The organism is Haloarchaeobius litoreus (genome assembly GCF_024495425.1).
GTDB lineage: Archaea > Halobacteriota > Halobacteria > Halobacteriales > Natrialbaceae > Haloarchaeobius > Haloarchaeobius litoreus.
In genome coordinates this window covers 43,110-65,138 of record NZ_JANHJR010000003.1, presented here as the reverse complement: position 1 = coordinate 65,138, position 22,029 = coordinate 43,110, and the positions used below count along the sequence as shown (strand labels likewise).

At 68.4% G+C, this 22,029-nt stretch carries 21 protein-coding genes; 11 read left to right on the top strand and 10 right to left on the bottom strand.

Annotation, left to right across the window (positions count from 1 at the left end; all coding sequences use genetic code 11):
• The first annotated feature begins 10 nt into the window (after positions 1-10).
• From NOW55_RS12675 to NOW55_RS12660, 4 genes are all read left to right on the top strand, one after another.
• Positions 11-1,198 (top strand): outer membrane protein assembly factor BamB family protein, encoded by a 1,188-nt coding sequence (locus NOW55_RS12675; protein ID WP_256400477.1) that lies wholly within the window; start codon positions 11-13, stop codon positions 1,196-1,198.
• Positions 1,191-1,661, top strand: coding sequence for a hypothetical protein (locus tag NOW55_RS12670; RefSeq protein WP_256400476.1), 471 nt, complete (start codon positions 1,191-1,193; stop codon positions 1,659-1,661). Before NOW55_RS12675 ends, NOW55_RS12670 begins: the two co-directional genes overlap by 8 nt.
• 32 nt (positions 1,662-1,693) lie before the next feature.
• The gene (gene mtnP, locus NOW55_RS12665) at positions 1,694-2,551 is read left to right on the top strand and encodes an S-methyl-5'-thioadenosine phosphorylase (RefSeq protein WP_256400475.1); all 858 of its coding nucleotides are present in this window, start codon (positions 1,694-1,696) and stop codon (positions 2,549-2,551) included.
• Between the two features lie 68 nt (positions 2,552-2,619).
• Positions 2,620-3,057 carry a hypothetical protein gene (locus NOW55_RS12660; RefSeq protein ID WP_256400474.1) on the top strand — a complete coding sequence of 146 codons (438 nt, stop codon included), beginning with the start codon at positions 2,620-2,622 and terminating at the stop codon, positions 3,055-3,057.
• Positions 3,058-3,076: 19 nt separating this feature from the next.
• On the opposite strand, the gene NOW55_RS12655 is transcribed toward NOW55_RS12660, so the two are convergent.
• The 6 genes from NOW55_RS12655 to NOW55_RS12630 all read right to left on the bottom strand — a co-directional run bounded on the left by NOW55_RS12655 (position 3,077) and on the right by NOW55_RS12630 (position 10,719).
• Positions 3,077-4,027, bottom strand: coding sequence for a HEAT repeat domain-containing protein (locus NOW55_RS12655; RefSeq protein ID WP_256400473.1), 951 nt, complete (start codon positions 4,025-4,027; stop codon positions 3,077-3,079).
• A gap of 322 nt (positions 4,028-4,349) precedes the next feature.
• Positions 4,350-5,015, bottom strand: a complete 666-nt coding sequence (locus NOW55_RS12650; protein ID WP_256400472.1) for a helix-turn-helix domain-containing protein — start codon at positions 5,013-5,015, stop codon at positions 4,350-4,352.
• Positions 5,016-5,110: 95 nt separating this feature from the next.
• Positions 5,111-6,280, bottom strand: coding sequence for a segregation/condensation protein A (locus tag NOW55_RS12645; protein ID WP_256400471.1), 1,170 nt, complete (start codon positions 6,278-6,280; stop codon positions 5,111-5,113).
• On the bottom strand, positions 6,273-9,860 hold the full coding sequence (gene smc, locus NOW55_RS12640) for a chromosome segregation protein SMC (protein ID WP_256400470.1): 3,588 nt from the start codon (positions 9,858-9,860) through the stop codon (positions 6,273-6,275). The genes NOW55_RS12645 and smc overlap by 8 nt, the downstream gene beginning before the upstream one ends.
• 33 nt (positions 9,861-9,893) lie before the next feature.
• Entirely contained in the window at positions 9,894-10,229 is a 336-nt protein-coding gene (locus NOW55_RS12635; protein WP_256400469.1) for a DUF7518 family protein, read from the bottom strand.
• An 82-nt stretch (positions 10,230-10,311) separates the two neighbouring features.
• Complete coding sequence (locus tag NOW55_RS12630) at positions 10,312-10,719, bottom strand: hypothetical protein (protein ID WP_256400468.1); 408 nt, start codon at positions 10,717-10,719, stop codon at positions 10,312-10,314.
• A 532-nt stretch (positions 10,720-11,251) separates the two neighbouring features.
• Between NOW55_RS12630 and metG the strand changes: the two genes are divergently transcribed.
• Positions 11,252-13,357 carry a methionine--tRNA ligase gene (metG, locus tag NOW55_RS12625; RefSeq protein ID WP_256400467.1) on the top strand — a complete coding sequence of 702 codons (2,106 nt, stop codon included), beginning with the start codon at positions 11,252-11,254 and terminating at the stop codon, positions 13,355-13,357.
• A gap of 33 nt (positions 13,358-13,390) precedes the next feature.
• Here the strand turns inward: metG and NOW55_RS12620 are convergent, their stop codons facing one another.
• A complete protein-coding gene (locus NOW55_RS12620) occupies positions 13,391-13,678 on the bottom strand; it encodes a GYD domain-containing protein (RefSeq protein WP_256400466.1) in 288 nt (95 codons plus the stop codon).
• A 139-nt stretch (positions 13,679-13,817) separates the two neighbouring features.
• On the opposite strand from NOW55_RS12620, the gene pyk reads away from it, so the two are divergent.
• The 5 genes from pyk (at position 13,818) to NOW55_RS12595 (ending at position 18,515) form a co-directional block, all read left to right on the top strand.
• Positions 13,818-15,587: a pyruvate kinase gene (gene pyk, locus NOW55_RS12615; RefSeq protein WP_256400465.1), complete on the top strand. Its 1,770-nt coding sequence runs from the start codon at positions 13,818-13,820 to the stop codon at positions 15,585-15,587.
• Positions 15,588-15,611: 24 nt separating this feature from the next.
• On the top strand, positions 15,612-15,965 hold the full coding sequence (locus NOW55_RS12610; RefSeq protein ID WP_256400464.1) for a DUF7312 domain-containing protein: 354 nt from the start codon (positions 15,612-15,614) through the stop codon (positions 15,963-15,965).
• 54 nt (positions 15,966-16,019) lie between these two features.
• On the top strand, positions 16,020-16,592 hold the full coding sequence (locus NOW55_RS12605) for an NfeD family protein (RefSeq protein ID WP_256400463.1): 573 nt from the start codon (positions 16,020-16,022) through the stop codon (positions 16,590-16,592).
• A gap of 68 nt (positions 16,593-16,660) precedes the next feature.
• Positions 16,661-17,836: an SPFH domain-containing protein gene (locus NOW55_RS12600; RefSeq protein ID WP_368407775.1), complete on the top strand. Its 1,176-nt coding sequence runs from the start codon at positions 16,661-16,663 to the stop codon at positions 17,834-17,836.
• A 61-nt stretch (positions 17,837-17,897) separates the two neighbouring features.
• Complete coding sequence (locus NOW55_RS12595; RefSeq protein WP_256400461.1) at positions 17,898-18,515, top strand: winged helix-turn-helix transcriptional regulator; 618 nt, start codon at positions 17,898-17,900, stop codon at positions 18,513-18,515.
• Here NOW55_RS12595 and NOW55_RS12590 read toward each other — a convergent pair whose 3' ends face one another.
• Both NOW55_RS12590 and NOW55_RS12585 read right to left on the bottom strand, forming a co-directional pair.
• The gene (locus NOW55_RS12590; protein WP_256400460.1) at positions 18,516-18,977 is read right to left on the bottom strand and encodes an HTH domain-containing protein; all 462 of its coding nucleotides are present in this window, start codon (positions 18,975-18,977) and stop codon (positions 18,516-18,518) included.
• 191 nt (positions 18,978-19,168) lie between these two features.
• Positions 19,169-19,402: a DUF7123 family protein gene (locus NOW55_RS12585; protein WP_390293600.1), complete on the bottom strand. Its 234-nt coding sequence runs from the start codon at positions 19,400-19,402 to the stop codon at positions 19,169-19,171.
• A gap of 196 nt (positions 19,403-19,598) precedes the next feature.
• Between NOW55_RS12585 and NOW55_RS12580 the strand changes: the two genes are divergently transcribed.
• A complete protein-coding gene (locus NOW55_RS12580; RefSeq protein WP_256400458.1) occupies positions 19,599-21,434 on the top strand; it encodes a flippase-like domain-containing protein in 1,836 nt (611 codons plus the stop codon).
• Here NOW55_RS12580 and yjjX read toward each other — a convergent pair.
• Positions 21,431-21,949 carry an inosine/xanthosine triphosphatase gene (gene yjjX, locus NOW55_RS12575; RefSeq protein WP_256400457.1) on the bottom strand — a complete coding sequence of 173 codons (519 nt, stop codon included), beginning with the start codon at positions 21,947-21,949 and terminating at the stop codon, positions 21,431-21,433. The two genes, NOW55_RS12580 and yjjX, sit on opposite strands and share 4 nt — an antisense overlap.
• Positions 21,950-22,029: the final 80 nt, after the last annotated feature.

Here is a 22,029-nt window from a genome sequence, read left to right as displayed (position 1 = left end):
GAACCGAGACATGTCCCCGACCCGACTCTCCCGTCGTAGTCTGCTCGCCGCCGGCGTCGGCACGCTGGCCGGCGGGCAGCTCCTGCGGCCCTCCACCTTCCGCGACGCGTTCGACGCCGACCCGTCCGTGTCGACCGACGAGTGGCTACTGCCCGGGCGGTCGCCCAGCCGGCGGAACCACGTGCCCGTCTCCGGTGGCACCGAGCTTTCACTCTCCTGGGAACGGTCGTTCGACGGCGACTCCGGCTACCGGGTCGTCGTCGCCGACGGTCGGGCCATCGTCTCCGTCACGGACGACGCGGTCTACGCTCTGGAGGTCAGCGACGGCTCCATCGCGTGGCGCGCCCGTCCACGCACCGGATCGGGATACGGTGTCGCACTCGGGGGCGAGCACGTCTGCTGTTCGACCGGCGACGGGTTCTACGTCCTCGGGCGTGAGGGGAACTCGAAGTGGTGGCTCCCGGGCTACGACTACCGAACCGTGGAGCGAGCGGGCTTCCTCTCCACCTACCTGCCGGTCGGGTCGACGCTGTTCACCGTCGGGCGGGGATTGGAGGCCCGTGGAATGGAGTCCGGCCTCCGACACTGGGTGGGCGAGCGACCCGACGGCAGCCGGCTGGTCGCGAACCCACTCGCGTTCGCCGACGGGACGCTCTACTGCGCGGGGGGTCGCTACGGGAACTACCCGTTCGTCGCTGTCGACGCCGAGGACGGGACCCAGCAGTGGGCGACGGCGGCGTTCGAGTACGAGAGCCGGCACCTCGCCGTCGACGGGGACACGCTCCTGGCGACGGGGGAGACCGAGGGGGGCGGTCGCATCCAGGCGTTCTCGACCGACGACGGTGCACTCCGCTGGCAGCGGGCGACGTCGACACAGCTCCTCGACCCGACGGTCGCCGACGGTCTCGTCGTCTGTGCCACCGAGGGCAGGCGACTCCACGCGTTCGACCGCGCGACCGGCGAGCGGCGCTGGACCGTCGGCAGGCAAGCAGGAGTGCACGAACTGCTCCGCACCGACGACCATCTCTACGTCCACACTCCCCACGGGGTCGAGGTGCGTGACCCGTCGACCGGGGACAGACAGGTGCGCCACGAGATCGCCGGCTCCGAACCGAACGGGTTCGCCTACGCCGCGGGACACCTGTTCGCGCTCCGCGGCGGCCGCCTGTTCGCGCTGGAGGTGGTCGACGGTGCCTGAGCCGTCCCGACAGGGCGAGGTGCCGACCCTCAGCGACGACCCGTCGCTGGTCCAGCGGTTCAGGATGTCCCTCCCGCTGCTGCTGCCGGCGTGGCTCGTGACGTACCCGCTGCGCTGGCTGCTCGACCGGCAGACGATGGTGCCGGACCTCGTCGCCCTCCCGCTCTGGGTCGTCCTCGGGCTCGCGTTCGCATTCGGCGCGACGCACCCGGACCGGGACGAGTTCGCCGCCGTCGTGTTCGCGGTTGCCGTCGCAGCCGTCTTCTTCGTCGCACAGGGCGTGCTCGCGCCGCCGTTTCCGGCGGTTCGGGGACAGCCGCTGTACCTCGCTGGCCCGATACTGAACGCCGTTGGCGCGGGACTCCTCGGCTACCTGGTGGCGTACCGGGGGGGACTGGAGACCGTCGTCGGGCTCTACACGGACGACGAGCCGGGCCCGGACGGTCCGCACGACGACTCGTAGCCGTTTTACGCGCGCCCCGAGTTCGTGGAAGCATGACTATCGGCGTCATCGGCGGCAGCGGCATCTACGAGGCCCTGCCCCTCGAGAACGTGGAGCAGAAGCGTGTCGACACGCCGTTCGGCGAGCCCTCGGACGAGGTCACGCTCGGCGAACTCGCGGGCAAGGAGGTCGCGTTCCTCCCCCGGCACGGCCCCGACCACCAGCACACCCCGACGAACGCGCCGTACCGGGCGAACATCTACGCGCTGAAGTCCGTCGGCGTCGACCGCGTCATCGCGACGAACGCGGTCGGCAGCCTGCGCGAGGACCTCCCGCCGCAGACGCTCGTCGTGCCGCGGCAGATCTTCGACCGGACGAGCCACCGCGAGCACACCTTCTTCGGCGACGGCATGGTCGTCCACATGGGCTTCGCGGACCCGTACGACCCGCCGATGGTGGACCACCTCGCCGACGCGGCCGAGCGCGCCGACACCGACGCGGACGTCGAGGAGGGCGGCACCTACGTCTGCATCGAGGGGCCGCAGTACTCCACCCGGTCGGAGTCCGAGTTCTACCGCGAGCAGGGCTGGGACGTCGTCGGCATGACGGCGATTCCGGAGGCGAAGCTCGCCCGCGAGGCCGAGATGTCCTACGCGACGGTCACCGGCGTCACGGACTACGACGTCTGGAAGCGCGACAGCGAGGTCACGCTCGACGAGGTGCTGGAGAACGCCGCCGCCAACCAGGAGTCCATCAACGCCGTCGTCGAGGAGGCCGTCCGGTCGATGCCCGACGACTTCGAGAGCGACGCCTGGTCCGCGCTGGAGGGCACCATCAACACGCCCAGCGAGGCGATCCCCGAGGACACCCGCGAGCGCGTCGACCTGCTGGCGGGTCGGTACCTCGACTGAGCGTCGGCTCCGTCGCGTCGCCAGCCCCACCGACCGATTTTTGCCGTCGCGTCGCGTCCGTCACTCGCATGGACGCAGACGACGAGCTCGTCGAGCGCATCGCGGCACAGCTCGACGCCGACGAGGAGACGGCGCGTGGATTCCTCGAGGGTATCGACGCCGCGGTCGGCTCCATCTGTCCGCTGTGTCGCGAGGGCTACGTCGTCGAGACCGACGACGAGCGGTTCTTCCCCTCGCGCGGGCGGCAGGCACGCTCGCTGAACCTCGGCGTGATGGAGCTATCGCTGTCGAAGTCGCGGGAACTGCGCGAGACGAACGAGGAGCAGGTCGTCGCGCCGTACACCTGTACGTCGGCGAACCCACCCGAGGTCTGTGCGCTCGCGGGGCTGTTCCACGAGCAGGTCGCCGTCGAGACCGTTCGCGGCGTCGCCGAGACCGACCGCGCCGTCGACCGGCGGCGGTCTTACGTGGTCGACCGGCTCCGCCGCGGCAGCGAGCGCCTCTGACCGTCGCTTCCTCCCGTGGTCACTCGCCCGACTCGAGCAGCTGCTCGACCGGCGCGTCGATGTCGTCGGCGAGCCACCAGAGCCGCTGGCGGAGGTCATCACCGATGGTCACCGAGCCCGAGTACTCGGTCGCGACGGTGACGAACGCCGTCGCGGCGGCACGGCTCACCCGGTCGTCGTCGTCCCCGATGGCGGTCGTGAGCGCGCTCAGTGCCTCGGGTATCCGGTCCGGATGCTCGACCCCGACTCGGCCGATGGCGTACGCCGCGGCCAGCCGCTGGCTCGTCGGCGCGTCGAGGACGAGCTCGGCGAACAGCTCGTCGACCTCCGGGACGGTGGCCGGGTCGGACACGGCGACGGCGGCGAGCAGGTCGATGGAAGCGGTCTGGAGCGCGGGCACGGGCTCGCGGGCGTTCGCAACCGCGTCGTCCACGACGGGGAGCACCTCCTCCGGGTAGCGCGTCGCCACGTCGGCCAGCGCACCGGTCGCGTACGTCCGGACGTCCCACTCCTCGTCGTCCGTCGTCGCGTCGCGGAGGCCCTCGACAGCGTCGAGGACCGTGCTGGGGCCCGAGGCGGCGAGCTGTGCGAACACGGACGCGACCGCCGCGCGCACGTACGGGTCGCCCGTCGAGAGCGAGGGTGCCAGCGACTCGACCCACGCGCTGAACGTCCGTGGCGCGCCCGCCGCGGTGGCGGCGAGCGCGTCGGCGGCACGGCGGCGGGCGCTCGCGTCGTCGTCGTCGAGCTGTGTGATGAGGGCGTCGACGCAGTCCACGAGCGCTTCCGGCTCGGCGCCGGCGATGTGGTACAGTGCGTCCGCTGCGCTCGCCCGCGTCGTCGCGTCCCCGGCCGCGAGCAGGTCGCGTAGCTCGTCGACGTGCGCGACCGCGCCGGCCGGGTCGTCGCGCGCCAGTTCGCACAGCTCCTCTGCACGGTCGGTGTCGTCGGACCCACTCAGCAGTCCCATCTACCGGTACGTCGTCGTCGGAGACCAAGAATCCCTGTCATCGGGTCGAAAACGCCCGCGGTGGGCTGGCGAACGCAGATCGCGGTGACGTCTGACGGATGTGATGGGCTTCGACTGACGGTGGATGCGGTGTGGGCCAGCCAGCCCAGCGAGCGTTCTGGCGTCGCAGATCGCCTGACATCGGCGACCTCGCGTGCCAGACCGCCGCCCCCTTTCCCCCTCTCTGTGACCGGGACGACGGTCGCGTGTACATATTTCTTATGGCCCCTTGATACCGATGCTTGCTATCTCAACTGGTTTATATCTGTGACCGGGACGGCGCTCAGCCGCGTCGAGGCACCGGCTCGTCGAGTTCCTGGTCGAGTGCGTTCTGGAGCACGGTCTCGGTCGCTCGTCGCAGCCGTTCGGATGCGGCCTGGTTCGAGATGTCGAACTCGGCGGCGATGTCGTCGAGCGTCGACTGCCGCGGGATGGCGAAGTAGCCGGTCTCGACGGCGAACAGCAGCGCCTCACGCTGCTCCGGTGTCAGCCCGTAGGCGCCGTCCGCTTCGTCCGTGCCGTCGGCTGACCGACCCAGCCGGTGCAGGTCGAGTTCGTAGCCGTGCTCTCTGGTCCGTTCGTGAAAGCGCGTGACGCTCGTGTCGTCCGGGAACCTGACGCGGAAGAACCACCGGTCGGTCGCCCGTGCCTCGAGCACCGCCGCGTTCGTGTCCACGAAGATGGACAGCAATCCGGTGGGCTCCGTCCCCCACCGGAGCCGGTAGAGAACGCGCGCATCGTGTCTGTCGAGCACGTCGTAGCCGACGTCCGCCGCCGACCCGTCGATCGCCCGCTCGAACCCGTCGGTGTCTCCGGTCACCCAGACGTACGGCGCCACGTCCCCCGACGTGGGCACGATCGGTTCGAACTGTAGCTGGACCTCTCCCCCGCCGACCGACGACGGACCGAACGCGTCCGTGTCGACCGAGAACTCCGCAATTACCCCCATACAAAACGTACAGGATATTTGAACATATCTATCTTCGGGTCGAAGACAGCGATATCGACCCCTCAAAAACGGGGCGCGTGCGGAGCTGTCCGCGTTCAGTCGGCGACCGCCTCGTCCGAGACGGCGGTCGCGGCCGGGTCCTGCACCCAGAGGTCACCGAACAGCTCGTCCTGCTGGAGCGTGACCTGTCCGCGGTGTGCGAGGAAGAGCAGCGCGAGAAACGTCAGGACGCGTGAGCCACCGCTGTCCTGTACCTCCGCGAACAGCACCTCGGCGCGCCCGGCGTCGTAGTGCTCGCGGAGCGCCACCCGCACGTCGTCGATGACCTCCTCGATCTCCTCCTCGTGGGTCGTCCCCGTCACGTCGTCTTCGGTCGGCTCGTCGTCGACGCGGCGGTCGTCGCCCGTGTGGTAGTCGAGCGTCTGCGTCCCGCGGCGGAACCCCTGTGGCGAGTCGCTCGTGTCGTACTCACGGCCCTCCTTCCACCAGGTCCCGCGCTCGGCCTCGCGCAGGTCCCGGACCAGCTCGTCCAGCGTCTCCGGCGTCCCGCGGGCGTGCTTCCGTTCGAGCCGGCGTTCCATCTCGGCCTCCAGCCCCGCAACCGGATCGAAGTCGGGGTCCGCCGGCGGCGACTGCGGCTCGTCCCCGAACGGCTGCTCCCACGGCGCGGGCTCCTCCTCGTCCTGCTTGTCGCTGCCGTGGATGAGCTCGTCGCCCTTCATCCGCAGGAGGACGCTCGCGTAGAACAGCGCGCGTCCCGACGTGCGCAGGTCCACCGACTCCAGCGCGTCGAGGAACCGGTCGGTCACCCGCATGACGTCGATGTCCCACGGGTCGATCTCGCCCCGCTTCGCGAGCTGGACGAGCAGCTCGACCGGCTCGACCTCGTCGTCGTCCGAGTCACCGATGGCGTCGTCGTCCGGCAGGACCGCGTCGAGCTCGTCGTCAGCGGCTGCGTCGTCGTCGCTCGGCTCCTCGTCGTCCTCGCCCGGCAGCACGTCCTCGACGTCGCCGTCGCCGTAGAACTCGTCGGGGTCGGCCGGGTCGTCGCCGCCGTCCCCGTCATCGAGGAAATCGGGCTCCTCGTCCGGCGGTGTCCGGTCCTCGTGTCCCGCGATGGTGAGCATGTCCTCGGGGGTGTCGCCGTTCCGCTCCGGGGACTCCTGTTTCGGGGAATCGCCGTTCTGTTTCACGGACTCACCACGCTGCTCGCCCGAGGCGTCCGGGTCTCCGCTCGACTCCGCCGAAGAGCTCCCATCAGTCATCGGCGGACACCTCCACGTCGCCGGCATCGCCGTCGGACAGGTCGATACCGGTGACCGCAGAGACGTTGTCCTCCTGCATCGTCACGCCGATGGCGCGCTCGGACCGGTCGAGCATCGCGGTCCGGTGGCTGACGACGACGAACTGGGCCTGGCCGGCGAGCTCGTCGACCATCTGGCCGACGCGCTCGGCGTTGACCGCGTCGAGGAACGCGTCGATCTCGTCCAGCGCGTAGAACGGGGCCGGGTTGTGCCGCTGGATGGCGAAGATGAACGCGAGCGCGGTCAGGGACTTCTCGCCGCCGGACATCGCGTCGAGGCGCTGGATGGGCTTGTCCGCGGGCTGGGCCTTCATCGTCAGGCCGCCGTCGAACGGGTCCTCCTCGTCCTCCAGGTGGAGCCGCCCGCTCCCGTTCGAGAGCCGCGTGAAGATGTCCTGGAACTGCTCGTCGATGTCCTCGAAGGCGTCCATGAACGTCTCCTTCTTCTGGGCCTCGTAGGAGTCGATGCGCTCGCGGATGGCGTCACCCTCCTCGACGAGCGTGTCCCGGCCCGCCTCCAGCTCGTCGAGGTCCGCGCGCACGTCGTCGTACTCGTCGATGGCGAGCATGTTCACCGGCTCCATCGCCTCCATGTCGGCCTGGAGGCAGTCGACCATCTCGACGACGACGTCGTGATCGGGCACGTCCTCGGGGTCGTACTCGCCGACCTCCTCGGCCAGCGACTCGATCTCCCAGTCGAGCTGGTCGCGCTTCTCCGTGGAGGAGTCGAGCTTCGACTGTACCGCGTCGACCTGCTTCTGGACCGAGTCGCGCTCGTGCTGGGCCGACTGGAGCTCCTCGCGGAGCCCCTCGCGCTCGTCCTTCAGCTCGGAGAGCTCGTTCTCCAGTTCGAGCACCTCGCGGCGCTTCGATTCGAGTGTCTCCTCCTTCTCGGTGACGTCGGCCTCAAGCTCCTCGATGCGCTCTTCGTGTTTCGCCTTCTCGTTCTGGGCCGCCTCGATGTCGTCGTGGAGGTCCTCGATGGCCTCCTCGGCGTACTGCTTCTGCAGCTGGAGCTCGTTGAGCTCGGCGTCGAGGTCGTCCGTCCGGTCCTCGATGTCGTCGATCTCCTCCTGGATGGCCTCCTTCTTCCGGGTGAGCTCGGGGATGCGCGAGTCCGCGAGCTCGGACTCGATGTCCTCGACCGCCGATTCGAGCTCGGCGATCTCGGCCTGCTTCTCCTCGATGTCGGCCTCTATCTCCTGCATCTCCTCGTCGACGGACTCGCGCTCGCCCTCTATCTCCTCGCGGCGGTCCTGGAGGTCGGCGATGCGCTGCTCGCGCTCGGCGATCTTGCGTTCCGTGCTCTCGATGTCGCTCTCGATGCCGCGCACCTCGTCGACCGCGTCGGACTTGCGGTCGCGGGCGTCGTCGAGGCGCGACTCGACCGCCTGGATGTCCTCGCGGAGCGACTGGCGCTCCGCCTCCAGCTCGGAGATGCGCTCGGCGACGCGCTTCAGCTGCCCCTCGCCGGAGGAGTCGAAGGAGTAGCGCGAGCCCGACGACGAGCCGCCGGTCATCGCGCCCGACTTCTCGACGAGGTCGCCGTCGAGCGTCACCAGCCGGAAGTCGCCCTGCATGTCCCGTGCGGTGTCGAGGTCCTCGACGACGAGCGTATCGCCGACGACGTGGCTGAAGATGCCCGCGTACTCGTCGTCGAAGTCGATGAGGTTGTACGCGAAGTCGACGACGCCGGGCACGTCGGGCGCGCTCGGGAGCGAGCGGTCCCGCATCTTGTTCATCGGGAGCATCGTCGCCCGGCCCGCGTTGCGCGACTTGAGGTGCTCGATGCACTGCTGGCCGACCACGTCGTCGCGGACGACCACGTTGGCCATCCGCCCGCCGGCGGCGGTCTCACACGCCGTCGCGTAGTCGGGGGCGACGCTGCCCAGCTGGGCGACCGCGCCACGCACCCCGTCGATGCCCGAGTTGAGCACCGTCGTCACCGAGCGGCCGAACGAGGAGTCGCCGGTCTCGCCGGCTTTCGCCTCCAGTTCGGCGTACTTCTGCTGTTCGGCCTGGAGGTCGTCCTCGACGGTCGCGAGGTCGTCCTGGTACGACTCCTTCTCGGCCTTGAGGTCATCGACGACCGAGGCGATGGAGTCGACGTTCTGCTCGGCCTTCGCCAGTTCGTCCTCGAGGTCGGACTGCTCCGCTTCGAGGTCCGGAATCCCCGCGCGCTGGTCCTCGATGTCCTCGTCTATCTCGCTGGCCTCGTTCGAGCGGCGGCGACGCTCGTCGACGAGGCGGTCCTTCTCGCGCTGGAGCTCGTTGACCGCGTCGCGCTCGGCCTCGAGCTCCGCCTTCTTCTCCTGGAGGTCGGTCTTCAGCTCGTCGTACTCCGTGTCGATGGCGTCGATCTCGGCCTGGACCTCCTCCAGCTCGCCCTGCTTCGTCGCCACGTCGGCCTTCAGCGAGGACTTCGCGACCTTCGTCTCGCGGATGTCCGCCTCGACGTCGTCGACCTCCTCTTGCTTGCGGTCGATCTTCACGAACGACTCGCGCCGCTTCGTCTCCGCAGCCTCGATGCTCTCCTCGCTCGCCTCGATCTTGTCCTCCAGGCGGGAGATGTCGCCTTTGATGCCCTCTATCTCGCGCTTGATGGCGAGCTGTTCGTCCTCGCCCTTGCGCTCGATCTCGGCGTTGAGGTCCTCGAGGTCCTCCTGCAGGCGGACGACGGTGCCCTGCTTCTGGTCGAGGTCGCGCTGGAGCTCCTCGAGCTCGTCCTGCTTTCGCTCTATCTTCTCCTCGACGGCCTCGCGCTCCTCGCGTTTGTCCTCCAGTTCCGCGGCCTTCAGGTAGCCCTCGTACTGCTCCTTCTCGCGGCGGAGGCGTCGGTAGCGCATCGCCGTCTGGCGCTCGTCCTCGAGCTGTTCGAGGCGGGCCTGCTTCTCCTCGATGCGGAGCTCGGCCTCGTTGATGCGCTCCTGCACCGTCTCCAGCTCCGCGAGTGCGTCCTCCTTCTTCGCGTCGAACTCCGCGACCCCGGCGATCTCGTCGATGATCTCCCGTCGGGAGTGCGGGGTCATGTTGATGATCTCGGTCACGTCGCCCTGCATGACGACGTTGTAGCCCTCCGGCGCGACCCCGGCCTGTGCGAGCAGGTCCTGGATGTCCGAGAGGTTGACCGAGCGGTCGTTCAGGTAGTAGTACGAGTAGTAGTTGTCCTCGGTCTCCTTCACCCGTCGCTTCACCCGTATCTCGTCCACGTCGCCGACGTTGTCGCTGCCGGCGGCGTTGACGACCTGCGAACGGGTGAGCGTGCGGTCCGTGTTGTCGAGGACGACCTCGACGATGGCCTCGCGCGGGCCGCCGGAGCGGTCGCCGTCGTCGTGGCCGGGGTTGTAGATCAGGTCGGTGAGCTTCTCGGCACGGATACCCCGCGTGCGGGCCAGCCCCAGCGCGAACAGCACCGCGTCGATGATGTTGGACTTGCCCGAGCCGTTCGGCCCCGTGACCACGGTGAAGTCCTCGTAGAACGGGATTCGCGTCTTGCGGCCGAAGCTCTTGAAGTTGTCCAGAACGAGTTCTTTGATGTGCATGGTGGTCAGGCGTCGGGGGCCGCGATGGGGGGATTACGCGACGATGATGTCGTCGCCGAGCTCGGACTCCTCGCTGTCGTCCCCGCCTTCCCCCTCGTGGTCCTTAGCGGCTTCGTTCCGGGCCTGTGCGGCCGCCTGCTCCACTTCCTCCTGTTCGGCCTCGGAACGGTCGACGCTCTCGCCCGGTTCCGGCGTGAGCATCTCGTCGACCGACTCGACGCCCGAGTCGGCTGCTCGCTCCTCTTCGAGTTCGGATTCGAGGATGCGAACGCGTTCTTTCGTTTCGACCAGTTCCTCCGTCAGTCCGCGAACGGTCGCTTCGAGCTCGTCCACGGTGGACTCGAGGTCTTCCACCCGGTTCTTCGGCATGTTACGTATCCCGTGCACGGGGAACCATAAACCTGCGTCAGACATCTCCTCTCGTTCTGACAGTTGTTGGCGTGCGAACAGGTCAGATGCTGAGTTCGTGCCAGTCCGTCATCTCACCGCCGTACCCGACCCGGGCCCGGGCCCACACCGTCTCCGGAAGCTGGTCAGCCGTCGACACGTCGCTGAACAGTAACTGTACGGAGACGTACTTGCGCTCGCCGGACAGCCGGACCGAGCGCGCCGCCGTCGCCGTCCGGTCGCCGACCGTCACCTCGCCCTCGGCATCCAGATTCGTCGGCACCGCCCGGTCCACGTAGAGGTCCAGCCCGAGGCCCACGTTCTCGCCGTGCGGGTTCGCGCTCACCCCCGTCACCAGCAGGTCCTCCGGTCCACCGCCGGACTGGGGCGGGTCACCGAACTCCGCACAGCCCGCGAGCGCCACGCAGCTCCCGACGCCGGCGGCTCGTCGCAGGAATCGACGACGGTCCATTGCTGTGTGGTTCGGGGGTCCCGTGGAAAAAGGATGCCGTCGGCTCGCGGTTCGACTCGAACCGTGACCCGAACGAAGCTGGCCGTAACGGGACCAGTGGCAGGGTTGCTCCCCTGTTCGTGGGAACACACCTCGGCTCTGACAGCCGGAAAGCCCCGGGGGGCTCCGCTCCCGCGGCTCGCTGCGTTGTCAGAACGCTCCGCGTACTGACTGCTTGCCAGACGTGGTCTGGCGACGTGGCCAGAAATCGACGATCTCTGGCTGCTGACCGGAACTCGGGGCGTTCCGGGAGTACTAGCAGCGAAGCGTTTTTACAGACTCACGGGCAACCAGCTATCAGTGACGCAGCCGACCCATCGCGTCCCGACGAACCGCCGTATGCGCCCCGCGTGAGCCGTGCGTGGGGATGGACGACGGCGGCCCGGGTCGGTCATGCGACCGCATTCTGCCGCGCCGAACTCCCGACGACGACGGGTATCGCCATCAGACCGGAATCAGCGGGTTTTAGGCCCGTACGAGAGTTCACGACAACATGAGCCACGACGACTTCCCGACGGCACAGCCAGCGGTGGTGACGTGTGGGTTGCCGTACGCGAACGGCGACCTGCACGTCGGCCACCTCAGATCGTACACAGCCGGCGACGTGCTGAGCCGGAGCCTGGAGAAGCTGGGCCAGCAGACGGCGTTCGTCTGCGGGTCGGACATGCACGGCACGCCCATCGCTGTGAACGCGGACGAAGCCGGGGTCTCGCCGGAAGAGTTCGCGATGGAGTACCACGAGCAGTATCAGGAGACGTTCCCGCAGTTCAACGTCGAGTTCGACAACTACGGGCACACGCACGACGAGACGAACACCGAGCTCACCCAGTCCATCGTGGAGACGCTGGAGGAGAAGGGCTACGTCTACGAGAAGGAGATCAAGGTCGCCTGGGACCCCATCGAGGACCAGCCGCTGCCGGACCGCTACGTCGAGGGCACCTGCCCGTACTGCGGCGAGCACGCCCGCGGCGACGAGTGCGACGAGGGCTGTGGCCGCCACCTCGAACCCGGCGAGATAGAGGACCCCGTCTCGACGCGGACGGGGAATCCGGCCGAGTACCGCGAGCGGCCGCACCGGTTCTTCGAGGTGTCCGAGCTGTCGGAGTACCTCAGCGGCTTCCTCGACCGGCTGGAGGGCACGTCGAACGCCCGGAACCAGCCGCGGGAGTGGATCGAGTCCGGCCTCGAGGACTGGTGTATCACCCGCGACCTCGACTGGGGCATCGACTACCCCGGCGAGGAGGACCTCGTGCTGTACGTCTGGGTGGACGCGCCCATCGAGTACATCTCGTCGACGAAGCAGTACAGCGACCGCGTCGGGGCCGACGAGTACGACTGGGAGCAGGTCTGGAAGGAGACGGACTCCGGCGAGGCGGGCGGCGAGGTCGTCCACGTCATCGGTCGGGACATCATCCAGCACCACACCATCTTCTGGCCGGCGATGCTGGAGGTCGCTGAGTTCTCGGAGCCGCGTGCGGTCTGTGCGACCGGTTTCGTCACCATCAACGGGAAGGGCCTCTCCACCTCGCGGAACCGCGCCATCTGGGCGCAGGAGTACCTCGACGAGGGGTTCCACCCGGACCTGCTGCGGTACTACCTGACGACGATGGGCGGCTTCCAGCAGGACCTCGACTTCTCCTGGGACCGCTTCCAGGAGCGCGTCAACGGCGAACTCGTCGGGACGGTCGGCAACTTCCTCTATCGGAGCCTGCTCTTCGCCTACCGGAACTTCGGCGGCACGCCGGACGCCGACCTCTCCGCGGAGGTCGAAGAGCGCATCGAGGAGGCCGTCGACGACTTCACGGCGGCGGTCAACGAGTACGAGATCAGGAAGGCCGGCGACGCCGCGGTGAAGCTCGCCCAGTTCGGTAACGAGTACATCCAGCGCAACGAGCCCTGGAAGCTCGACGACGACGAGGCCGCGCCGGTCATCCGCGACTGCGTCCAGCTCGCGAAGGCGGTCACCGTCCTCATCGAGCCCGTCGCCCCGGAGAAGGCTGAGGCCGCGTGGGCCCAGGTCGGCGGGGAGGGCGACGTACACGACGTGACGCTCGACGCCGCGCTGGAGCCCCCGGCGGCCGAGTTCGACGAGCCGGCCGAGCTGTTCGAGCAGGTCGAGGACGAGCGCGTCGAGGAGCTGAACGAGAAGCTCGCCGAGCGCGTCGCCGAGGCCGCGTCGGGCGACGACGAAGCCGGCGACGCAGACGACGAGACCGAAAGCGAGGAGTCGGGGGGCGACGACGGCTCGGACGTGAGCGACGAACTCGACCCCCTGCTGGACGAGCGCATCGGCTTCGACGACTTCGAGGCGCTGGACATCCGCGTCGGCCGCATCGAGAGCGCCGTGCCCGTCGAGGGCGCGGACAAGCTGGCGAAGCTCGAGGTCGACATCGGCTTCGAGACGCGCCAGGTCGTCGCCGGCATCAAGCAGCTCCACGACCTCGACGAACTGCCGGGGACGAAGGTCGTCCTGCTGGCGAACATGGAGAAGGCCGAACTGTTCGGCGTCGAGTCCAACGGGATGGTGCTCGCGGCGGGCGAGCAGGCCGACCTGCTGACGACCCACGGCGACGCCGAGCCGGGCACGAAGGTTCGCTGAGCGGGCGGCGGACCGGGCGGCTGACCGACGGCCTCAGATGTCGGTGACGAGCTCGGCGAAGTCCTCGGTCGGGATGGCTTCCATCGTCTGCATGTCGAGGCCGTGGCGTTCCATCGCGAGTGCGACGCGGAACGCCTCGTCGCGGCCGGCCGCGTCGAAGACGACGACGAAGTCGTAGTCCCCGAGGATGGCGTAGGTGTCCTCGAGCGTCGCGTCGAACTCCTCGGTCTCGACCTTGAGTTCGCCCCAGACCGTGGCGAGCTCCTGGACGCTGTTGATGTCCCTGTCGCGGAGGCGGACCAGCGATATGTACGTGGCCATGGCGGAGATGATTCGCCGAGGGAATGTGAGTCTATTGCCGAGGGGGATAGGGATGCCCCGGCCATCGGTCGCCTCCCAACACTACTCGAAACCGAGTTAATCATGGGTCTTTTTGACCCGGACGGCCGTATCGAGGGCCATGAGAAACGCGAAGATCGTCTGTACACTCGGTCCAGCGACCGAGTCCGTGAGTGCGATCCGGGAGCTCGCCGAGGCGGGGATGTCCGTCGGACGGATCAACTCGAGCCACGGCACCCTGGAGTCGCGAGCCGAACTCGTCGAGCACCTCCAGCAGGTCGACGAGGAGACGTCCGAGCCGGTCGCGGCGATGGTCGACCTCCAGGGGCCGGAGGTCCGCACTGCGCCGCTTTCCGACCCCATCGTCGTCGAGAGCGGCTCGACGGTCCGATTCGTCGAGGGCGACACCGCCACGCCGACCGAGATCGGCCTCTCCTACGACATCCGGGCGGTCGAACCGGGCGACAGCGTCCTCCTCGACGACGGACGCATCGAGACGACCGTCGAGCGCGTCGAGGACGACGCGGTCGTCGTCCACGTCGATGCCGGCGGCGAGCTCGGCGGGCGCAAGGGCGTCAACACGCCCGGGGTGGACCTGAACCTCGACGTCGTCACCGAGAAGGACCGACGGGACCTCGAACAGGCCGCCGAGCACGAGGTCGACTTCGTCGCGGCGAGCTTCGTCCGGAGTGCGGCCGACGTGGTCGAGGTGTCCGAGGTGCTGGAGGGGTTCGGCGTGGATATCCCGGTCATCGCGAAGATCGAACGCGCCGGCGCGGTCGAGAACCTCGACGAGATCATCGATACCTCGTACGGCGTCATGGTGGCCCGGGGCGACCTCGGTGTCGAGTGCCCGATGGAGGACGTGCCGATGATACAGAAGCGCATCATCCGCAAGTGCCGGGGGACGGGGACGCCGGTCATCACGGCGACGGAGATGCTCGACTCGATGGTCGAGGAGCGCCGGCCGACCCGTGCGGAGGCCTCGGACGTGGCCAACGCCGTCCTCGACGGCACCGACGCCGTGATGCTCTCGGCGGAGACCGCCATCGGCAACCACCCGGCCACAGTGGTCGAGGCGATGGACCGCATCGTCCGGCAGGTCGAGCGCAGCGAGGAGTACGAGGAGCTCAACGAGCAGCGGGTCCCGCCCGCTGGCGACTCGCGGACCGACGCGCTCGCTCGCTCCGCTCGCTACCTCGCCCGCGACGTGGGTGCGAGCGCGGTCGTCGCCGCGTCGGAGTCCGGGTACACCGCGCTGAAGACCGCGAAGTACCGTCCGGGGGTTCCCGTCGTCGCGACGACGCCACGGGACCGGGTGCGCCGGCAGCTCTCGTTGACGTGGGGCGTCGCCGCCCAGTACGCCCCGTTCGACGCCGACGGCATCGACGCAGTCATCGAGAACGCGGTGCAGGCCGCGCTCGCGTCCGGGATCGCCGAAAGCGGCGACACGGTGGTCGTCCTCTCCGGCATGATGACCGAACTGGAGGGCACTCAGACGACGAACACGCTCAAGGTCCACGTGGCGGCGGAGACGCTCGCCACGGGTCGGTCGGTCGTCTCGGGCTACGTGACTGGCCCGGTAGTGCGAACGACCGACGGTGACATCTCGGAGGTACCCGAGGGAGCCGTGCTCGCGCTCGACCCCAGCTTCGAGGGCGAGTTCGAGGGCGACGTGACCCGCATCGGCGGCATCGTCGACGCGCGGCCCGGCATGACCGGCTACCCCGCGATGGTCGCCCGGGAGGTCGACGTTCCGATGGTCAGCGGCGCGGACCTCGCGGCCGTCGCCGACGGCACCACCGTCACCGTCGACGCCGACCGGGGCGTCGTCTACGAGGGCGAGATACGGCGACGGGACGACACCGGTGTGCGACCCACCGGGGTTTAGTAGCCGCGTCACCTAGCCGGACCCATGGAGGACGAATCGACGCGAGACGGGGACGACGGCACGCCCGAGGAGCCGTCACCCCCCGGCCCGTCCACGGACGGCCCCGACGCGACGGAGGACGACCTCGACGCGACGGAGGACGAGCCCGACGCTGCGGACGGCCCCGACGAGTTCGAGTGGGTCGACGACGGTGACTGGGACCCGCCGACCGTCGAGCGGCGCGCGAGCGACGACGCCCAGGCCGTCGCGGTCGGCTACGTGGACATGGACGAGGTCATCGAACCCGGCGACGTGAGTCTGGAGAACGCGGTGTTCGTCGCCATCGGTGTCCTCGGGACCGTCGGGTTAGTGTTCTACATCGTCCAGCTCGCAGGTTGACTCCGGCCCGCGGGTCTGCGAAATGTTAATCGGTCGCGGCTCCTAACTCCGACCATGGCACCGCTACTCGACGTCGACCTGCTCCCGTTCCTGCTGTTTCTGGCCGGTACGGGGCTGATGATACTGGAGGCGCTCGCGCCCGGCGCGCACTTCATCGTCATCGGCATCGCGCTCTTCGTCGCGGGTCTCATCGGGATGCTGTTCTCCCCGCTGGGCACCGCGCCGGCGATGGCGATAATGGTCCTCGCCATCGGCCTCGCGACGCTGTGGGTCTACCGCGAGTTCGACTTCTACGGCGGGAAGGGGACCGGGAAGACGAGCAGCTCCGACGACCTCCACGGTGCGCGGGCGACGGTGACCCGGACGGTCACCTCGACGGAGGGACAGGTCAGGGTCATCGAGGGCGGCGGCTTCAACCCGAACTACAGCGCCCGGAGCGAGTTCGGGGAGTTACCGGAGGGGACGGAGGTCATCGTCACCGACCCCGGCGGTGGCAACGTGCTGAACGTCGCACCGACCGACCGGGAGGACGACATCGACCGCGAGCTCAGGCGGGAACGCGAACGCCGCGAACGCGATTCCTCGGTGGAGTCCGAGGGCGACAACGAGGACGTCGAGCCGGCCTGAGCCGCCCCGCTGTGAACGTGTAGTTCGACCGACAAAGAGGAAGGTTTTTGTCAACTTCGCCGTGAAGTATAGCCATGGAACCGATCCCGCTACAGACGCTCCCGGCGCTCGGGTTCGTATTCGCGCTTATCGGAATCCTGATAATCGTCGCTCTGGCGTCGGCAGTGAAGATCGTCCAGCCGACGGAGAAGCGGACGCTCACCGTCCTCGGTGAGTACCGTGGGCTGCTCGAACCGGGCATCCACTTCGTCCCGCCGTTCGTCTCCAGTACGGTGAGCTTCGACATGCGGACGCAGACGCTCGACGTGCCGCCGCAGGAGGCCATCACGCGTGACAACTCCCCGGTCGTCGCGGACGCCGTGGTCTACATCCGCGTCATGGACGCGGGCAAGGCGTTCCTCGAGGTCGAGGACTACAAGAACGCCGTCGAGAACCTCGCCCAGACCACCCTCCGGGCGGTCATCGGCGACATGGAGCTCGACGACACGCTGAACAAGCGTCAGGAGATCAACGCCCGCATCCGCGAGGAGCTCGACGAACCCACCGACGAGTGGGGTGTGCGTGTCGAGTCCGTCGAGGTCCGTGAGGTCAACCCCTCGAAGGACGTCCAGCAGGCGATGGAGCAGCAGACCTCCGCCGAGCGCCGTCGCCGTGCCATGATCCTCGAGGCGCAGGGTGAACGGCGCAGCGCGGTCGAGAAGGCGGAGGGTGACAAGCAGAGCGAGATCATCCGCGCACAGGGCCAGAAGCAGAGCCAGATCCTCGAGGCGCAGGGTGACGCCATCTCGACGGTGCTGCGCGCGAAGTCCGCCGAGTCGATGGGCGAGCGCGCGGTCATCGACAAGGGGCTGGAGGCGCTCGAACACATCGGGACCAGCGAGTCCACGACGTTCGTGCTGCCCCAGGAGCTCTCGTCGATGCTCGGCCGGTACGGCAAGCACCTCACCGGCAGCGACATCAAGCAGAGCGAGGCCGACCTCGACAGCCGCGACTTCGACGAGGAGACCCGCGAGATGCTCGGCCTCGACGACATCGAGGAGATACTCGGTCAGATAGACCAGGAGGCCGAGATGGACGTCGAGAAGATGGAACAGCAGGCGGAAGCCGTCAAGCAGGGACAGGACCCTCGGAAGATAAAGAGCTCCGACGAGGTCATCGACGAGGCCGACGACGAGTTCACCGGCGGCGACTACGACGTGGAGGAGGAGATGAGCGACGACGAGGAGCTGACCGAGACGGAGTAGTCGAACCACTCCACACAAGCGAAGCGGTTTTATCGCTGGGGAAAGTATCGAATATTAGTATATGGGGGAACCGAGCGACGTCGACGAGCGAAAACGGGCCACGCTCAAGCGGTTCGCCGCAGTCGGAGCGGCAAGCCCGTTCGCCCGGTTCGCGGACGTCGATTCGACCGATGCCGGCGAGAGCGAGGTCCGTGACGCCATCACCGGCTACCTCACCGCCACCCCCGGCGCACACTTCTCGAAGCTCCGCGACGACCTCAAACTGGGCACCGGCGAGACCCAGCACCACCTCCGCCGCCTCGTCGACGACGGGAGCGTCGAGGTGTACCGCGACGGCGACTACAAACGGCTCTACCCGGCGGGCCGCTTCTCCGCCTTCGAGAAGCGCGCGCTCGGCTACCTCCGCCGCGAGACCCCGCGTGGGATGCTCGTCGAACTGCTTCGAACGCCGGAGGCGACGGGGAGCCACCTCGCCGACGCGCTCGACGTCTCCCGACCGACGGTCAGCAAGTACGCGGGCGAGCTCGACGACGCCGGTCTGCTCTCCCGCGAGGACGGCTACCGCGTGGAGCGGCCCGAGACGGTGCTGATGCTCGTCGTCAGGTACGCCGATTCGTTCGACGAAGGTGCGGCGGGTCTGGCCGCGGACGCGGACTCGCTCGTCCGCTTCGACGGCTGATCACGCGACGGTCGGTGACGGTAGCTTCTCCCCGCCGACGCGGTCGACATCCTCGTCGAGTGACGCCAGGTACGACAGCACGGAGACGTGGTCCTCCTCGCCCCGACAGCACGGCAGCACGGCGACGATGTCGCCGTCCCGGCGGACCACGGTACAGATAAGTGGCGTCACGAGCATCTCGTTGTGTTCGCCCGTGATGGCGTTGTCCACGACGCGGTGCGAGAAGGCGGGTTCGAGCGTGACTCCCGCACGCTCTGCCCACGCCGCGAACTCCCGGTACCGGTCGGTCACCTCGCTGGGCACGGTCAGGTCGACCGCGCTCGGCCAGGTGTGGACCTCGTACTCCTCGATGACCCCCCGTTCCGCGAGCTCTTTGACTGTCTCGATGGCGTGTTCTCTCGGTCCGATAGTCGGCGTGTGCGCCCTGACCCACACGTCGATCGTGAGCGGTTCGGTGTCCATGACTCCCGAACTGTATAACACCATCTTTCATTATAAACTTGTGTGCTCGCGGTAGACTCTACGAGAGTGTCCGGTTCGTGGGGGGAGTCACGGTGTGACTGGAGGGCCACAGCGCTCTCGAACGTGGAATGTCGCGGACCCGTCAGGGGCCCGCGAGGAAAGATGACAGACGATCGGGATTGTGAGCCGAGTCAGACCGTGACCTTCCAGGTCGTCGAGGAGGAGTAGCCCCACTTCTCGACGGCCACGTCGAACTCGCCGCGCTGGATGGCGGTCATGTTCGTGCCGACCTCCTTCGCGGTCATGTCGAGGTCGTCACCGATGAGCCGGGACTTGAAGTAGGTCTTCGTCTGACCTTTCTCGCGCAGGTACTCCAGGATCCGGTGCTGCTTGGTCGAGAGGTCGGTCGTCGCGGCCGTGCTCATGCTCATACATCTTCGTATGCGAACCTTCGTCTTAGGGGGTTTGGTACAGCCGGTTAATCGACCCGCGTCTATCGATTTTCGCCCGCGCACTGCCCGGGATGAACCGCGCTCGACTCCCGGTTGGTACGGGTGGTTAACGGGTCAGTCTGGGAACGGTTCAGAAAGTTCTTACCGACGGCTCGCCGAAGAACGCCCAATGAGCGAGGAGTCGGTCTCGGTGAGCGTCGTCCTCCCGGCCTACAACGAGGCCGCGACCATCCGGACGACGGTCGAGACCACGCTGTCGACGCTCGCTGCCTTCCTCCCGGCGGACGCCTACGAGGTCATCGTCGCGGAGGACGGCTGCGAGGACCGCACGCCCGAGATCGCCGACGAGATGGCCGCCGAGGACGACCGCGTCCGGCACTTCCACTCCGACCAGCGGCTCGGCCGCGGCGGCGCGCTCGAACGCGCGTTCCGTGCGAGCCACGGCGAAACGCTGGTCTACTTCGATACGGACCTCGCGACGGACATGCGGCATCTGGAGGAGCTCGTCGAGAGCGTCCGCACCGAGGGGTACGACGTCGTCACCGGCTCGCGCTGGATGGCCGGGAACGTCGCGGACCGGCCCGCGAAACGCGGCGTCCCGAGCCGCGTTTACAACGGGCTCACGCGGCTGTTCCTCCGGTCGGACCTCCGCGACCACCAGTGCGGCTTCAAGGCGTTCGACCGGGAGGCCCTGTTCGCCCTGCTCGACGACGTCGAGGACCAGCACTGGTTCTGGGACACCGAGGTGCTCGTCAAGGCCCAGCGCCGTGGCTTCCGGATGAAGGAGTTCGCGGTCGACTGGGAGCCGAAGGGCGATACGAAGGTCGACCTCGTGCGCGACGTGTTCGGAATGGGCAGCCAGATACTCCGGACGTGGTGGGAGCTGTCGGTCTCCCCGCGCGTGAACCGCCGCGTCGGCATCGTCGCCGGCACGCTGCTCACCTTCGTCGCCGTCTTCCTGATGGCGTTCCTCTACCTCGAACCGGACAAGGTCTGGTCGAACCTGCAGGGGGCCGACCTCGCGCTCGTCGCCGTCGCCGCGGCCATCTACGTCCTCTCGTGGCCGCTCCGTGGCCTGCGCTACCGCGACATCCTCGACGAGATCGGGTTCAGTTCGCGGGTCGGCTTCCTCACGGGGGCCATCTTCATCAGCCAGACCGGCAACCTCGTGTTCCCGGCGCGGCTGGGCGACGGCGTCCGGGCGTACGTGATGAAGGCCCGTCGTGACGTGCCGTACTCCTCCGGGTTCGCGTCGCTGGCGGTCGAGCGCGTCTTCGACCTGCTCACCATCACGGTGCTCGCGGGCTCGGTCATGCTCGCGCTGGTCGCCAGCGGGGACGCGAGCCAGGTCGCCAGCGCGCTCGCGGGGGAGACGGTCGGCCCGCGCTACCAGTCCGCCGCACGGTACGCGAGCTACGTCGCCGCGGTCGTCGGGAGTGTCGCGGTCGTCGCCGTGCTCGCAATCGTCGTCTCCGCGCGCTCGGACCGGAACCTCGTGCGCCCGGTCGTCGACCGGCTCAGCGACGACTCCTACGCGATGGAGGTCGTCGCCGTCGTCGAGCGGTTCGTCGGCGACGTCCAGACCGTCGCGGGCTCGCGGCGCTCGTTCGCGGTCGTCGGTGGCTCGAGCCTGCTCGTCTGGACGCTCGACGTCGTCACGGGCATCGTCGTCATGCTCGCGGTCGGTATCGAGCTCCCGGTCGCGACGCTCGTCGCCGTCGGCTTCTTCGCGGTCAGCGTCGGCAACCTCGCGAAGGTGCTCCCGCTCTCGCCCGGCGGCGTCGGCCTGTACGAGGGCGCGTTCACCGCGCTCGTCGTGGGGCTCGCGCCGGGCGTCACCGTCGAACTCGCCGTGACCGCCGCCATCGTCGACCACGCGGTGAAGAACGTCGTCACCGTCATCGGCGGGCTGGGCTCGATGCTCGCCCTGAACGTCTCGCTCACGGAGGCCGTCGAGGAGAGCACCGAGGCGCGGGAGGCCGACGCGGTCGCGGGCGAGTCCTAGATGTCGTAGCTCGCGGTGACGAACGGGCCGAGCGCGCCCGCGACGGCGGACCGGAGCGCTCCCTCCCTGTCCACCGTGCCCCCGGTGAAGATACCGATGGCACCCTCGCCCCGGGCGACGCCGTCGCGGTCGAACGCGTCGTCCATCACCGGGCCGAGCTCCTCGCCAGCCCGGATGCGTTCGGTGACGCTGTCGGGCAGACGGACGCTCGGGCCGGCGGCGAGTTCGACGCGTTCGCCGTCGGTGACGGCCGCCCACATCACGAGGTAGAGGTCGTCGGTGCCGAGGGTGGCCACCCCGCCCTCGATACCGACGCCGAGGGTGTAGCCGCCGGTCTCGTAGGCACGACGGGCACGGTTCGCCGCGCCGGTTCTCGTCTCGTCCAGCCCCGTCGGCTGTTCGGCGACGCCCGAGTCGACCGCCACCGCGTCGACGGTCGCTCCGGGGAGGTCGCCGATGGCCGCCTCGGTCGCCGCGACTTTCACCGGGTTCTCGCTGCCGACTGCGACTCGCATACAAACTCGTCGCGCTGCGAGCGGGATGTGTGTTGTCCTCTCCACGCCGAAACGACAATATATGAATGTTATGATTTTTA

Bases quoted from the DNA above. Each gene is read 5' to 3' on its own strand.
- NOW55_RS12605 (WP_256400463.1), top strand. From the start codon at position 16,020: ATGGCACCGCTACTCGACGTCGACCTGCTCCCGTTCCTGCTGTTTCTG.
- pyk (WP_256400465.1), top strand. From the start codon at position 13,818: ATGAGAAACGCGAAGATCGTCTGTACACTCGGTCCAGCGACCGAGTCC.
- mtnP (WP_256400475.1), top strand. From the start codon at position 1,694: ATGACTATCGGCGTCATCGGCGGCAGCGGCATCTACGAGGCCCTGCCC.
- NOW55_RS12585 (WP_390293600.1), bottom strand. From the start codon at position 19,402: ATGAGCACGGCCGCGACGACCGACCTCTCGACCAAGCAGCACCGGATC.
- NOW55_RS12620 (WP_256400466.1), bottom strand. From the start codon at position 13,678: ATGGCCACGTACATATCGCTGGTCCGCCTCCGCGACAGGGACATCAAC.
- metG (WP_256400467.1), top strand. From the start codon at position 11,252: ATGAGCCACGACGACTTCCCGACGGCACAGCCAGCGGTGGTGACGTGT.
- NOW55_RS12595 (WP_256400461.1), top strand. From the start codon at position 17,898: ATGGGGGAACCGAGCGACGTCGACGAGCGAAAACGGGCCACGCTCAAG.
- NOW55_RS12635 (WP_256400469.1), bottom strand. From the start codon at position 10,229: ATGCCGAAGAACCGGGTGGAAGACCTCGAGTCCACCGTGGACGAGCTC.
- NOW55_RS12590 (WP_256400460.1), bottom strand. From the start codon at position 18,977: ATGGACACCGAACCGCTCACGATCGACGTGTGGGTCAGGGCGCACACG.
- NOW55_RS12675 (WP_256400477.1), top strand. From the start codon at position 11: ATGTCCCCGACCCGACTCTCCCGTCGTAGTCTGCTCGCCGCCGGCGTC.
- NOW55_RS12630 (WP_256400468.1), bottom strand. From the start codon at position 10,719: ATGGACCGTCGTCGATTCCTGCGACGAGCCGCCGGCGTCGGGAGCTGC.
- NOW55_RS12645 (WP_256400471.1), bottom strand. From the start codon at position 6,280: ATGACTGATGGGAGCTCTTCGGCGGAGTCGAGCGGAGACCCGGACGCC.
- yjjX (WP_256400457.1), bottom strand. From the start codon at position 21,949: ATGCGAGTCGCAGTCGGCAGCGAGAACCCGGTGAAAGTCGCGGCGACC.
- smc (WP_256400470.1), bottom strand. From the start codon at position 9,860: ATGCACATCAAAGAACTCGTTCTGGACAACTTCAAGAGCTTCGGCCGC.
- NOW55_RS12655 (WP_256400473.1), bottom strand. From the start codon at position 4,027: ATGGGACTGCTGAGTGGGTCCGACGACACCGACCGTGCAGAGGAGCTG.
- NOW55_RS12580 (WP_256400458.1), top strand. From the start codon at position 19,599: ATGAGCGAGGAGTCGGTCTCGGTGAGCGTCGTCCTCCCGGCCTACAAC.
- NOW55_RS12660 (WP_256400474.1), top strand. From the start codon at position 2,620: ATGGACGCAGACGACGAGCTCGTCGAGCGCATCGCGGCACAGCTCGAC.
- NOW55_RS12610 (WP_256400464.1), top strand. From the start codon at position 15,612: ATGGAGGACGAATCGACGCGAGACGGGGACGACGGCACGCCCGAGGAG.
- NOW55_RS12650 (WP_256400472.1), bottom strand. From the start codon at position 5,015: ATGGGGGTAATTGCGGAGTTCTCGGTCGACACGGACGCGTTCGGTCCG.